12 protein-coding genes are annotated in these 14090 nt (G+C 67.1%); 10 read left to right on the top strand and 2 right to left on the bottom strand.

Translation table 11 applies throughout. From position 1 onward, the window contains the following. The 9 genes from H261_RS12890 (at position 1) to H261_RS12850 (ending at position 10985) form a co-directional block, all read left to right on the top strand. Positions 1-768, top strand: a complete 768-nt coding sequence (locus H261_RS12890; protein ID WP_008618141.1) for a quinoprotein dehydrogenase-associated SoxYZ-like carrier — start codon at positions 1-3, stop codon at positions 766-768. Further along, positions 765-1697, top strand: coding sequence for a quinoprotein relay system zinc metallohydrolase 1 (locus tag H261_RS12885; protein WP_008618139.1), 933 nt, complete (start codon positions 765-767; stop codon positions 1695-1697). Before H261_RS12890 ends, H261_RS12885 begins: the two co-directional genes overlap by 4 nt. Next, a complete protein-coding gene (pqqB, locus tag H261_RS12880; protein WP_008618137.1) occupies positions 1694-2623 on the top strand; it encodes a pyrroloquinoline quinone biosynthesis protein PqqB in 930 nt (309 codons plus the stop codon). Before H261_RS12885 ends, pqqB begins: the two co-directional genes overlap by 4 nt. Further along, entirely contained in the window at positions 2620-3345 is a 726-nt protein-coding gene (gene pqqC, locus H261_RS12875) for a pyrroloquinoline-quinone synthase PqqC (protein WP_040476419.1), read from the top strand. Before pqqB ends, pqqC begins: the two co-directional genes overlap by 4 nt. Positions 3346-3509: 164 nt before the next feature. Continuing rightward, the gene (locus tag H261_RS12870; protein WP_008618127.1) at positions 3510-5249 is read left to right on the top strand and encodes a PQQ-dependent methanol/ethanol family dehydrogenase; all 1740 of its coding nucleotides are present in this window, start codon (positions 3510-3512) and stop codon (positions 5247-5249) included. Positions 5250-5463: 214 nt separating this feature from the next. Beyond that, a complete protein-coding gene (locus tag H261_RS12865; protein WP_008618125.1) occupies positions 5464-6090 on the top strand; it encodes a response regulator in 627 nt (208 codons plus the stop codon). A 347-nt stretch (positions 6091-6437) separates the two neighbouring features. Then, a complete protein-coding gene (locus tag H261_RS12860; protein WP_008618124.1) occupies positions 6438-7685 on the top strand; it encodes an outer membrane channel in 1248 nt (415 codons plus the stop codon). A 74-nt stretch (positions 7686-7759) separates the two neighbouring features. Further along, positions 7760-8596 (top strand): SHOCT domain-containing protein, encoded by an 837-nt coding sequence (locus tag H261_RS12855; RefSeq protein ID WP_008618123.1) that lies wholly within the window; start codon positions 7760-7762, stop codon positions 8594-8596. An 82-nt stretch (positions 8597-8678) separates the two neighbouring features. Then, the gene (locus tag H261_RS12850; protein WP_008618122.1) at positions 8679-10985 is read left to right on the top strand and encodes a TonB-dependent receptor; all 2307 of its coding nucleotides are present in this window, start codon (positions 8679-8681) and stop codon (positions 10983-10985) included. A 35-nt stretch (positions 10986-11020) separates the two neighbouring features. On the opposite strand, the gene H261_RS12845 is transcribed toward H261_RS12850, so the two are convergent. Both H261_RS12845 and adh read right to left on the bottom strand, forming a co-directional pair. Next, the gene (locus H261_RS12845; RefSeq protein ID WP_008618121.1) at positions 11021-11407 is read right to left on the bottom strand and encodes a DUF779 domain-containing protein; all 387 of its coding nucleotides are present in this window, start codon (positions 11405-11407) and stop codon (positions 11021-11023) included. Positions 11408-11483: 76 nt separating this feature from the next. Continuing rightward, a complete protein-coding gene (gene adh, locus H261_RS12840; protein WP_008618120.1) occupies positions 11484-13004 on the bottom strand; it encodes an aldehyde dehydrogenase in 1521 nt (506 codons plus the stop codon). A gap of 376 nt (positions 13005-13380) precedes the next feature. Between adh and H261_RS12835 the strand changes: the two genes are divergently transcribed. Continuing rightward, positions 13381-14090 (top strand): tetratricopeptide repeat protein (locus H261_RS12835; protein WP_008618119.1); only part of this gene is annotated, 710 nt, incomplete at its 3' end.

The following is a 14090-nucleotide window of genomic DNA, read 5'->3' as shown; positions in this document are numbered from 1 at the left end:
ATGCGGCGCCTCGTCCTCGCCCTGCTGATCCTGCTGCCGGCCGCCGCCGGCCGGGCCGAGGACATGGCCGACCCGCTGGGCTCGCCCCTGTGGCCCGATATCCGCGCCCAGGTGCTGGGCAAGGACGCTTACGTCTTCGACGCCCGCGTCGAGGTTACCGCCCCGGCCTCGGCCGAGAATTCCGCCCAACTGCCGGTGGCGGTGCGGGTCCATGGACTATCGGTGCGCCAGATCGTGCTGTTCGCCGATTACAACCCGATCCCCAGAATCCTGGCGTTGCGGCCCCTGGACGCCGAGCCTTATGTCGCCACCCGCTTCAAGATCAACATGGCCAGCCCGGTGCGCGCCGCCGCCCTGGCCGAAGACGGTCTCTGGCATGTGGGCGGAGTGTGGGTGGACGCCGCCGGCGGCGGCTGCACCGTGGCCTCGGCGGCCTCGGCCGATGCCGCCTGGCAGAGCCGCCTGGGCGAGACGGCCTCCCGCGCCTGGGCCAAGGGCAAGGGTAGCCGGGTGCGGCTGCACATGATCCATCCCATGGATACCGGGCTGGCGGCGGGCATTCCCGCCTTCTACCTGGAAAAGTCGCGGATCAGCGCCGCCGACGGCAAGGTGCTGGCCGAACTGGAGACCTTCGAGCCGGTATCCGAGAACCCCATCCTCACCCTGGAGGTAAGGGGCCGGGCCGGACCCGGGGGCTTCCGCTTCGAGGGCCGCGACAACAACGGCAACCTTTTCCAGAGCCGTATCCAGGAGGGCGGGCCGGGATGAAGCGCCTCGTCCTCGCCGTCCTGCTGCTGCTGACCGCCGCCGCCCAGGCCGCCGAGCCCCGGCGCTACGGCCTGGAGCCGGAGAAGGTGGCGCCCGATACCTATGTCTTCGTCGGCAAGACCGAGAACTTCTCCCCCGCCAACGGCGGCAACATCGTCAATACCGGCTTCATCGTCACCAAGGCCGGGGTGGTGGTGATCGACACCGGTCCCTCGCTGCTCTACGGCCGCGAGATGAGGCAAGCCATCGCCAAGGTGACGCCGCTGCCGGTGGTGCGCGTCATCAACACCCATCTGCACCCCGACCACATCTTCGGCAACCAGGCCTTCGCCGACGTGGGCATCGAGGCCCTGCCCGCCACCATCCGCGGCGAGGAGGCCCACGGAAAGGCCTTCGCCGACAACATGTACCGCATGGTCGGCGCCTGGATGCAGGGCACCGAACTCCATCCCCCGTCCCGCCAGCTTCCCCGCGCCGTCCAGACGGTGGGCGGCCACCGGCTGGAGATGATCGCCGTCCAGGGCCACACCGACGCCGACCTGATGGTGCTGGACCATGCGACGGGCGTGCTGTTCGCCTCGGACATGGCCTTCCTCGACCGCGCCCCCACCACGCCCCACGCCGAACCGGCGGCCTGGGTGGCGGCGCTGGACGAAATGGCCAAGCTGCCCTTCACAGTGCTGATCCCCGGCCATGGCCGCCCCGACAAGGAGCGCCGCGCCATCCGCCAGACCCGCGACTGGCTGGCCTGGCTGGACGCGACGTTGCGCCGCGTCGCCGAGGACGGCCTGGAGATGACCGAGGCCATGGCCCAGCCCATTCCCGAACGCTTCGCCGGAATGGCCCTGGCGCGGGAAGAATTCGTCCGGTCCGTCTCCCACCTCTACCCCCGCCTGGAACAGGCCAGCCTGAGGAGAACCGGGCCATGATGCGCATTCTTGTCCTGGGGGCCGGCGCCGGCGGCGGCTTTCCCCAATGGAATTGCGGCTGCCGCCTGTGCCGGCGGGCCCTGGGCGGCGACGCGGCAACGCCGTCGCGCACCCAATCGTCGCTGGCGGTCAGCGCCGATGACGGAAGAAGCTGGGTGCTGCTCAACGCCTCGCCCGATCTGGCCGCCCAGATCAAGGCCAATCCCGCCCTGCATCCGCCCGAGGGCAGGCGCGGCTCGCCCATCGCGGCCGCCGTGCTGACCAATGCCGACGTGGACCATGTGGCCGGACTGCTGACGCTCCGCGAAGGCCACCGCTTCGCCATCCACGCCACCTCGCGCGTGGTCGGCGTGCTGAAGGCCAACGCCATCTTCAACGTGGTCAATCCCGCCCTGGCGCCGCGCGTCCCCCTGGCGCTCGACACCGAGACCGCCATCCAGGACGGCGATGGCCACCCCACCGGTCTTTACGTCACCGCCTTTTCCGTGCCGGGCAAGATCGCCCTGTGGCTGGAAGACCCCCGCCTGCCCGATTTCGGCAGCGTGCCCGAGGACACCGTGGGGCTGCATGTGCGCAACGGAACGGGCAAGGGCTTCTTCTACATCCCCGGCTGCGCCGCGCTGCCCCCCGAACTGACCCGGCGCCTGTCGGGCGCGGAACTGGTGGTGTTCGACGGCACCACCTGGACCGACGACGAGATGATCACGGCGGGCTTTTCCGACAAGACGGCGTCGCGCATGGGCCACATGGCCATGAGCGGTGCCCTCGGCACCATCGCCGCCTTCGCCCCCCTGGGGGTGAAGCGCCGGGTATTCGTCCACATCAACAACACCAACCCGGTCCTCGCCGCCGACACGCCCGAGCGGCGACAGGCCGAGGCGGAAGGTTGGGAAATCGGCTTCGACGGAATGGAGATCGACCTATGACCCCTATGAGCCCCGACGAGTTGGAGCGCCACCTGCGCGGCATGGGCGCCGAGCGCTACCATAACCTGCACCCCTTCCACCGGATGCTGCACGGCGGCACGGCGACGCCGGGTCAGGTGCGGGCCTGGGCGCTGAACCGCTACTACTACCAGGCCATCATCCCCATCAAGGATGCGGTGATCCTGTCACGCATCGCCGACCCGGAAATCCGCCGCATCTGGCGCCAGCGCATCGTTGACCACGACGGCGAAGCCCCGGGCGAGGGCGGCATCGCCCGCTGGCTGAATTTGTGCGAGCAGTTGGGCCTCAACCGCGATTACGTGGTGTCCACCGAGGGGCTGCTGCCCGCCACCCGCTACGCCTGCGACGCCTATGTGAACTACGTGCGCGACAATCCGGTGCTGGCGGCCATCGCCTCGTCGCTGACCGAGCTGTTCGCCCCCGACATCCACAAGGAACGCATCGCCGGCTTCCTGCAGCACTACGACTTCGCCAACGACGTCACCCTGGCCTATTTCAGGAAGCGCCTGGACGAGGCGCCGCGCGACGTGCGCTTCGGCCTAGCCTGGGTCAAGGAGAACGCCCGCACCGTCGAGCAGCAACGCCAGGTGATCCACGCCCTGTCCTTCAAGCTGGACATGCTGTGGGCCCAACTGGACGCCCTGCACCAGGCCTATGTGACTCCCGGCATGATTCCCCCCGGCGCCTATGTGCCGGAATGAGGCATTGGACCTTTAGGTAATTGCGCCACTGTCGCCGTCAAATAGTATTCACGTACCATACGGCAAGTCATAGGCCCCACAATAAAGGCGCCGGCTTGATTTCGTGGTCTCGACAAATATTCGTCCAGCCCATTACTTGGGCCGACCGGGGAGGACTCGACATTATGAGCTTCAAACGACATCTTGCCGGCGCCATCAGTGCCGTCGCGCTGCTGGCCACCGCCGGAGCCCAGGCCAGGCCGGTGACCGACGCCGACCTTGCCAACGATCCCAACAACACCTCCGAGGTGTTGAGCTACGGCATCGGCACCCAGGGCCAGCGCTTCAGCAAGCTGGACAAGCTTAATCCCGACACGGTGTCCAAGCTGGTGCCGGTCTGGGCCTATTCCTTCGGCGGCGAAAAGATGCGCGGCCAGGAAAGCCAGCCGCTGATTCAGGACGGCACCATCTACGTCACCGGCTCGTACTCGCGCCTGTTCGCCCTGGACGCCAAGACCGGCAAGCAGAAGTGGACCTACGAGGCCCGCCTGCCCGACGGCATCATGCCGTGCTGCGACGTGATCAATCGCGGCGCCGCCCTCTATGACGAACTGGTGATCTTCGGCACCCTGGACGCCAAGCTGGTGGCGCTGAACAAGGAGACCGGCAAGGTCGTCTGGAAGAAGGACCTGGAGGACTACAAGGCCGGCTACTCGTTCTCGGCCGCGCCGATGATCGTCAAGGGCAAGGTTATCACCGGCGTGTCGGGCGGCGAGTTCGGCGTCATCGGCAAGGTCGAGGCTCGCGACGCCAAGACCGGCGAGCTGATCTGGTCGCGGCCCACCGTCGAGGGCCACATGGGCACCCTCAACGGCAAGGACAACGGCATCACCGGCACCACCAACGCCAGTTGGCCGGGCGACATGTGGAAGTCGGGCGGCGCCGCCACCTGGCTGGGCGGCACCTACGACCCCGAAACCAACCTGATCTTCTACGGCACCGGCAACCCGGCGCCGTGGAACAGCCACACCCGGCCCGGCGACAACCTGTACAGCGCCTCGACCCTGGCCATCGACCCCGATACCGGCAAGATCGTCTGGCACTACCAGACCACGCCCCATGACGGCTGGGATTTCGACGGCGTCAACGAACTGGTATCGTTCGACCTGAAGAAGGACGGCAAGACCATCAAGGCCGGCGCCAAGGCCGACCGCAACGGCTATTTCTTCGTGCTGGACCGCACCAACGGCAAATTCATCAGCGCCACGCCGTTCGTGACCAAGACCAGCTGGGCCACCGGCTTCGATTCCGCCGGCAAACCCAAGCTCGTCCCGGAAAACCGCCCCGGCGCCCCGGTCGGCGAGGGCAAGGGCAAGGTGGTGTTCTCGGCCCCCTCCTTCCTGGGCGGCAAGAACTGGATGCCCATGGCCTACAACCCCGACACCGACCTGTTCTACGTCCCGGCCAACGAATGGGGCATGGACATCTGGAACGAGCCGGTGACCTACAAGAAGGGCGCCGCCTATCTGGGCGCCGGCTTCACCATCAAGCCGCTCTACGACGACTATATCGGCGCGCTGCGCGCCATCGACCCCAAGAGTGGCAAGATCGTCTGGGAATACAAGAACCCGGCGCCCTTGTGGGGCGGCGTGCTGACCACCAAGGGCAACCTGGTGTTCACCGGCACCCCCGAGGGTTTCCTCAAGGCCTTCGACGCCAAGACCGGCCAGGAAGTGTGGAAGTTCCAGACCGGCTCGGGCGTGGTGGGCGTGCCCGTCACCTGGGAGATGGACGGCGAGCAGTATGTGGCCGTCGCCTCGGGCTGGGGCGGCGCCGTGCCGCTGTGGGGCGGCGAGGTCGCCAAGAAGATCAAGGACATCCCCCAGGGCGGCATGCTCTGGGTGTTCAAGCTGCCCAAGTCCTGAAGATCCTCCCCCAAGGGGCGGCCCGTTCCGGCGGACCGCCCCGCGGGGGGAGATCGGGCATGTTCCGCGCTGATGGTGCCCCCGCATCCCGGAGGTTCAAATGGAATCGAAATATGACGATGCGAATTTCCGAAGCGGGAGCGCCAATGTTATGATCCTCCCGTCGACTGGGGTCGGGCCCGCGCCCGACCCCGCTTTCTCCGGAGGGCTTTCCGTGCGGGTCCTGATCGCCGACGACCATCCGCTGTTCCGCGACGCGCTTCGCCATGTGGTCGGCCAGTCGTTCGACGCCGCCGAATGCCTGGAAGCCTGCGACTTCAACCAGATCGGCGCAGCGCTCGCCGACGACGAGCCGCTAGACCTGATCCTGCTCGACCTCAACATGCCGGGCATGGACGGCTTCACCGGCCTGCTCCGCCTGCGCGAAGACCTGCCCGACACCCCGATCATCGTGGTTTCGGCCAGCGAGGACGTGGAGGTCATCGAGCAGGCCCTGGCCTGCGGCGCCGCCGGCTTCATCCCCAAATCCTCGCCCAAGGAACGCATGTGCGAGGCGGTGGGCCTAGTGATGAACGGTGAGATCTTCCGGCCCGAGGAAATCCTGGGCACCAAGACCCGCACCATCGATCCTCTGCTGGAGGAAAAGCTGGGCTCGCTGACCCACCGCCAGCGCATGGTGCTGCAATTGCTGGCCCGGGGAAAATCCAACAAGCAGATCGCCTACGAGCTGGACGTCACCAACACCACGGTGAAGGCGCACATGACCGCCATCCTGCGCAAGCTGAAGGTCACCAGCCGTACCCAGGCGGTCATCGTGGCGCGCCAGATCGGCCGCTTCTGACCTCTCCCCCATCTATCAGCCTCCAGGGCGCCCGGCCATTGCCGCGGCGCCATTCTTGATTCCACAATGCATAGATAAAATTAAATAGATACACCTTTAGCGTAATACAAAATAACATCACAATAAAAATTGTGCACAGCACAATACATTGTCTGTTTGTATTACGACCATTACCTATCTTATTCACCAACTTAACATGACATAGCATCGCCCCGATTTTGCCACTCGCCAGTGAGCGATATAGGGGGTTTGCCATGCGCAGAATTTCTTTGTTCTTAACGACGGCGCTGTGTTCGATTGGGGCGGTCTCTGCGCTTTCCCCGTCGGCACGGGCCGAAATCGTCCTGATGGGCAATGATCCCGCCGGCTGGGTGTTCTCGGTCGACGGCTTCCTGAACGTCTTCGTCACCAATTCCACCAGCGAGTCCGCGCCGTCCAAGACCAACCGGACCTACCGCAACGTCGCCTATTCCATCGGCTCGGGCTCGGCCAACGCCGGCAACGGCATGCACGTCATCTCGGGCTTCGTCCCCGAGACCTTCGGCTTCAACGTCAAGTCGCCCGACCTGGACGGCAACAAGCTGACGGCGCGCCTGTCGCTGCAGACCAGCGTCAACAACCCGGCCAGCCATAACTGGGACGGCGACGGCGCCTCGGGCGGCAATATCGGCCTGATCCGCGAGGCCTTCGCCACCTACGGCGGCAAGTGGGGCGAGGTCCAGGGCGGCAAGTCGCTGGGTATCTTCGGCGGCCAGGCCATCCTCAACGACATGTACATCTTCGGCGTCGGCGCCGGCCTCAATTCCAAGGGCCAGGGCTACAACGCGCTGAACACCACGGTGGGCGGCATCGGCTACGGCTACACCTATGCCGGCTGGAACGGCAACCTGCGCTACACCACGCCGGCCTTCGCCGGCGGCTTCAAGGCCACCGCCGGCATCTTCGAGCCCAACTCCATCGGCTCGGACGCCTCCAACGCCGTGTCGGGGGCCAAGACCACCGTGCCGCGCTTCGAAGGCGGCATGAACTGGGCCGGCAAGCTGGGCACCGCCCCCTCGGCGCTGTATGCCAACGCCACTTGGCAGCAGGCCGGCCTGACCGGCACGCCGACCCTGATCACCGGCCAGACCTATAACGGCAACGCCAAGAACGTCCATGTCTACGGCGGCGAAGTCGGCGGCAAGGTCTCCATCGGCAGCGTCGACCTGGTCGCCCACGGCTATTACGGCGAAGGCATGGGCCTGTCGGGCGCCCAGCTGTCCTTCGACAGCATCGACGCCAAGGGCGAGACCAAGACCGGCTACGGCTTCTATGCCCAGGCCGGCTACACTTTCGGCCAGGGCACCATACTGAGCGCCCGCTACGGCTCCTCCTACGTGGACCAGACCGCCTACGAGAAGGCCGAGAGCCAGGCCACCGCCAGCACCGTCACCTACACCATGACCAGCAAGGACATGGCCGGCGTCCAGCTGCGCCACGAGATCAACAAGTGGATCCGGGTGGTCGGCGAATACAACTACCTGACCAACAACTGGTCCGACGGCGCCAGCCAGAAGGAACAGATCGGCGCCGTCGGCCTCGTGGTCACCTACTAAGTCCTATCCCAAAGGAGGTCAGCATGTCCCGGAACCTACGTAGCCCAATCTATGCCCTGGTTCTGGGATGTGCGGTGCTCATCGGGTCCCCGCCGCCTTCCGCCTCGGCGGAAACGGCGGGGACCACCCTCTGGGAGGCCCGTTGGCAGCACGTCCGCCTGGTGCCGCGCGACGGCGGCGGCGCCAACGGCCACCCCGTCAATCTGGCCAAGGCGGACATCCGCAACGGCCTGGCCCAACTGCGCCTCGACAGCGGCAACGGCGAGCCGGTGGAAATGCTCACCGCCGACGAACGCGCCTTCGTGGCCGAACAATTATCCAAGGCCCTGGCCAAGGCCGGGCCGGACCAGGACGTCAGCATCGCCACCATCGGCATGCGCAAGACCATCCTGGGCCTCAACGAACCCCGGCTGACCACCCTGCGCGCCTTCATGGGAACCGACGGTCTCAACCTCATCGTCGGCGAGGCGCTGAGCGAGCCGCCCAACGACACCGGCACCTACCAGAAGGTCGATCCCCGGCTGGTCTCCTTCCAGGAAGGTCGCCGCTCCGCCCCCGCCAAGGCCGAGGCCCGCTGGAAGATCCTGGCGGCGGACAAATCCGCCGTGACGCTGCGCCGCTCCGACTGGGCCGCCATTCCCGCCACCGCCATGGCGGTGCCGGAACCGGGCTCGGAAGAGGCGCAGAAGCAGGCCCAGGGCCAGATGGAACAGATGCAGCAGCAGATGCGCCAGATGCAGCAGCAGATGCAGCAGCCCCAGAAGCCGGCCGCCGCGCCGGCTGCTCCCCCCGCCGCCCCGCCTCCGGCGGTGGAGGACCGGCTGCGCACCCTCGACCAGTTGAAGGCCAAGGGCCTGATCAGCCAGAAGGAATATGCCGCAAAGCGCAGGCAGATCATCGATTCCTTCTAATAAATCAGTCCCTTGGACCAAGGTCGAATTGCCCGCCCCCGGTCCCGTTGCCCAAGATCGCTCCATGTGAATGGAGGCAGCGATGAGCAGGAAGACGATCCTGGTGTGCGGTACGGCTCTTTGGGTTCTGGCCCAGGGGGCCGCCTGGGGCGAGGAGGCCGTCAAGGTTCCCCAGGTGGACGTCATCGGAATCACCCCGGTTCCCGGCCTGGGCATCGACCGCGACCGGATGCCGGCCAACGTGCAGAGCCTGGGCGGCGAGGTTCTCGACCGCGGCAAGGGCGCCACCGTCTCCGACCTGCTGGAGCGCCGCCTGGGCTCGGTGTCGCTGTCCGACACCGGCGGCAACGCCTTCCAGCCCAGCCTGTCGTTCCGCGGCTTCAACGCCTCGCACCTGATGGGCGAGCCCCAGGGCCTGGCGGTCTATCAGAACGGCATGCGGGTCAACGAAAGCTTCGGCGATCTGGTCAACTGGGAGATGGTGCCCTCCTTCGCCGTCAACCGCGCCGACATCCTGCCCGGCGCCAATCCGGTGTTCGGCCTCAACGCCCTGGGCGGCGCCATGGTCATGGACATGAAGACCGGCTTTTCCTATGCCGGCACCGAGGTCATGGCGGCCGGCGGCTCGTTCGGGCGGCGCAAGGCGATGGCCCAGCACGGCGCCAGGGTCGGCAATGTGGGCTTCTACGGCGGCGTCGGCCACAGCGGCGAGGACGGCTGGCGGCAGCGCTCGCCCTCCCTGGTCACCCAGGCGTTCGGTGACCTGGAATACCGGGGCGAGCGCGGCAGCGGCGGCTTGAGCGTCGGCTTCGGCGATTCCAAGCTGACCGGCAACGGCCCCAGCCCCGTGGAGCTGCTGCACAACAGCCGCAGCGCCGTCTTCACCTCGCCCGACCAGTCCCTCAACCGCCAGATCAGCGTCTCGGGGCGTGGCAACCTGGAGATCAGCGACAGCCTGTCGCTGCAGGGCTCCGCCTATTTCCGCCATGTCAGCCACCGCACGCTGAACGGCGATTCCGGCAGTTTCGGCCCCTGCCAGAACGTCGCCCCGGCCACCCAGCTGTGCTCGGACCCCGGCGAGGGCGACGAGGCGGCGCTGACCGATATCAACGGCAACGCCATACTGGCCAGCGCCGGCGGCACCGGCATGCTCAACCGCACCGAGACCGCCACCACCTCGCTGGGGGCCAGCCTGCAGGCCAGCCTGGACCGGCCGGTCTGGGGTCTGGGCAACACCCTGGTGCTCGGACTGTCCGAGGACGAGGGCCGTACCCGCTATCACAGCGAAAGCGAGGTAGGCTCCCTGCTCGCCGACCGCAGCGTCGGCGGCGGCGGGGCGATCCTCGGCACCTCCACCTACTGGACCGAGCTGCGCAGCCTCAACCGTACGGTCGGCGTCTATTTCAGCGATTCCCTGTCGCTGACCGACCGCCTGACCCTGACCCTGTCGGGACGCTACAACGCCGCCCAGGTGGTGCTGGCGGACCGCTTCGGCACCGAACTCAACGGCGACCACATGTTCGAGCGCGTCAACCCGGCGGCGGGCCTGGCCTATCAGGTGATGCCGGAACTGACCGCCTTCGCCGGCTATGGCGAGGCCAACCGGGCGCCCACCGCCGCCGAACTGTCCTGCGCCAATCCCGCCAAGCCCTGCCGCTTCCCCAACGCCTTCCTCTCCGACCCGCCGCTGAAGCAGGTGGTGTCGCGCTCGGTGGAGATGGGCCTGCGCGGACGCGCCCAGGCGGCGGACGGATCGTGGTCGCACAGCTGGTCGCTGGCCGGCTTCGGCACCCAGAACCAGGACGACATCATCTTCGTCGCCTCGGGCCAGGGCACCGGCACGGGATACTTCCGCAACGCCGGCCGCACCCTGCGGGTCGGCTTCGAGGCCGCCGACCAGGGCCGGATCGGGCCGGTGGGCTGGTTCGTCAATTACGCGCTGGTGCGCGCCACCTTCGACAACGACGTCACCCTGCACAGCCCGGAAAATCCCGGCGCCAACGCCGACGGCGACATCCTGGTGCGGAGCGGATCGCCCATGGCCGGCATTCCCATGCACAGCCTGAAGCTGGGCGGCAGCTACGAGATCTCCGACGAATGGCAGGTGGAGATGGACGCCGCCTTCTATTCCTCGCGCCGCCTGCGGGGCGACGATTCCGGGCTGGGCCGCCGGCTGGGCGGCTACGAGGTGGTCAACGCCGAGACCGAGTACAAGCTGGCCGGGTTCGCCTCGGCCTTCCTCAGGGTCGACAACCTCCTGGACCGCCGCTACGAGAGCTTCGGCCTCTACGGCGAAGCCGCCAGCGTGTTCCCCACCTTCTCCGACAACCAGTTCCGCACGCCGGGTGCGCCGCGTTCCTTCTGGGCGGGCCTGCGGGCCAAGTTCTGAGGGATGCGGGCGTCTCGCCCACATCCCTTCCCCGGTCAACCGAACGGCCCCACCGGCGGCGGCCCCAGGCGGTCCAGTGCGGCCATCTCGTCGTCGGTGAACACCCGCGAGCGGGTATGGAAGGCCTTGCCCTCCGGCCCTTCCAGCGAGAACGTGCCGCCATGGCCGTCGATGACGTCGATGATCAGCTGGGTGTGCCTCCAGTACTCGAACTGGGCCTTGCCCATGTAGAACCGGCAGCCGCCGATCTCGCCCAGCAGAACGTCGCCCGCCCCCAGGGTCAGTTCGCCGGGCAGGAAGCAATTGGCGGCGCTGTTGTCGCAGCAACCACCCGACTGGTGAAAGAACAACGCCCCGTGCCGGGCCTTGAGACGCTCGATCAGTTCCAGGGCGGCAGGGGTGGCGGTGACGCGGTCAACCATGGGAACCTCCAAGAAAAAAGCGCCCGGCCGAAGCCGGGCGCGTCAAGGCGTCAAAGGGGGGAAGCACGCCCGGCGATCAGAAGAAGCCGAGCTTGCTCTCCGAGTAGCTGACCAGCAGGTTCTTGGTCTGCTGGTAGTGATCGAGCATGACCTTGTGGGTCTCGCGGCCGATGCCCGATTCCTTGTAGCCGCCGAACGCCGCGTGGGCGGGATAGGCGTGGTAGCAATTGGTCCACACCCGGCCGGCCTTGATGGCGCGGCCCATGCGGTAGGCGACGTTGCCGTTGCGGCTCCACACGCCAGCGCCCAGGCCGTAGAGGGTATCGTTGGCGATGGCCAGGGCGTCCGCCTCGTCCTTGAAGGTGGTCACCGCCAGGACGGGGCCGAAGATCTCTTCCTGGAAGATGCGCATCTTGTTGTGGCCCTTGAACAGGGTCGGCTGGATGTAATAGCCGTCGCTCAGCTCGCCGCCCAGATAGGCGCGCTCGCCGCCGCACAGCAGCTGGGCGCCTTCCTGCTTGCCCAGGTCCAGGTAGGACATGATCTTGGTCACCTGCTCCTTGGAGGCCTGGGCGCCGATCATGGTGTCGGTGTCCAGCGGGCTGCCCTGCTTGATGGCGGCGATGCGCGGCAGGGCGCGTTCCATCACCTTGTCGTAGATGGATTCGTGGATCAGGGCGCGCGACGGGCAGGTGCAGACCTCGCCCTGATTGAAGGCGAACAGCACCAGCCCCTCGATGGCCTTGTCGAAGAAGCCGTCATCGGCGGCGGCCACGTCGGGGAAGAAGATGTTGGGCGACTTGCCGCCCAGTTCCAGGGTCGCCGGAATCAGGTTGTTGGCCGCCGCCTGGGCGATAACCCGGCCGGTGGTGGTGGAGCCGGTGAAGGCGATCTTGGCGATGCGCTTGCTGGTGGCCAGCGGCATCCCCGCCTCGCGGCCATAGCCGTTGACGATGTTCAGCACGCCGGGCGGCAGCAGGTCGGCGATCAGCTCGGCCAGAATCAGGATGCTGACCGGGGTGGATTCGGCGGGCTTCAGGATCACGCAATTGCCGGCGCCCAGGGCCGGGGCCAGCTTCCAGGCCGCCATCAGGATGGGGAAGTTCCAGGGAATGATCTGGCCGACCACGCCCAGCGGCTCATGGAAGTGATAGGCGACGGTATTCTCGTCGATGTCGCTCATGCCGCCTTCCTGGGCCCGCAGGCAGCCGGCGAAATAGCGGAAGTGATCGACGGACAGGGGAATGTCGGCGGCCAGGGTCTCGCGGATCGGCTTGCCGTTGTCCACCGTCTCGGCATAGGCCAGGAGTTCGAGGTTGGCCTCCAGCCGGTCGGCGATCCTGAGCAGGACGTTGGCCCGCTCGGCGGCGGGCACCTTGCCCCAGGCATCGGCGGCGGCATGGGCGGCGTCGAGCGCCAGCTCGATGTCCTCGGCCCCCGAGCGGGCGGCCTTGGTATAGGGCTTGCCGGTGATGGGGGTGATGACGTCGAAGTATTCGCCCTTCAAGGGGGCAACCCACTTGCCGCCGATGAAATTGTCATACCGGGCCTTGTATTGGATCTTGGCACCCGGAGTGTTGGGAGAGGCGTAAAGCATGGTGGCTCCTTCCTGGACCGTGCAATGGCAACACGCCAGGAATAGCGCGGGGGCCGCCGCCGTTCCATGCGACCTTGGTCGAATTTTCAGTTATCCAATTGAGAAATATCGCTTTTTATCGGGTCTTTTTCAACCTTCGCCGGGAAGCGGGGAAAAGTCGGACCGGGTCCGTCCGGCCAGGCGTCCGCCTGCGATGGTAATAGCCACCCTCTATGGTCGGATTATGAATTGGAGTATAATCCTCTCGGCATAAGCGGAGGCTGCCATGCGGGGACGTCGGATCGGGACTTGAACGGCATTCCTTATTTTCCTAATGCTCGCGCCGCCCCCGTCCCCGGCGGCGCCGATACGCGCCGATCAGGCCATGGAGCAAGCCATGGCGCTGATCGATGCCGAGCAGTACCAGACCGCCATCGCCGTCCTGCGCGCCATGGACCCGCAATCGGACGCCGAGGCGGCCGAGGTCGACCGGGCACTGGGCCGCATCTATCTCGGCCTGGGCAAGGCGGGCAAGGCAGCCGAGTTCTTCGAGCACGCCCTGACCACCTCGCTGGATTCCGAGGCCGAGGCCTATCTCGGCCTGGCCGAGGCCAAGATGGCCCTGGGGCAGTTGGCCCAGGCGCGGCGCCACGCCGAGACCGTGCTGAAGACCGATCCCGATCAACTCCACGCCCATCTGGTGCTGGCCCGCATCGACCAGCGCCTGGGCCGCGAGGCCGAGGCCACCCGCCGGTTGGAGACCCTGGCCCGCCAGCGCGCCGACAGCGAGGAGGTGGCGGTGATGCTGGCCCGCTACACGGCGCGCGTCAAATCGGCGGCCACGGCGGCCGAGCGCCTGGGGCTGTTCCTGCGCCAGCACCCTGATTCCGCCGAAGCCTCGGACATGCTGGGCCAGCTCTACTGGGAGATGGGCCGCAAGGCCGACGCGGTGAAGTACCGCATCAAGGCCGGCCGGCTGTTCCTGGAGCGCGGCCGCGACGGCCGCGCCGCCGCCATCGCCCAGTGGCTGCAGAACGTCGATCCCGAAGGCAGGCTCATCCCCCGGTCCGAGGCCGACGCGCCGCCGGCCTCCCTGCCGCCGCCCCC

The sequence above is a fragment of the Paramagnetospirillum caucaseum genome, from assembly GCF_000342045.1.
GTDB lineage: Bacteria > Pseudomonadota > Alphaproteobacteria > Rhodospirillales > Magnetospirillaceae > Phaeospirillum > Phaeospirillum caucaseum.
This window is presented reverse-complemented; position numbering and strand designations above follow the sequence as displayed.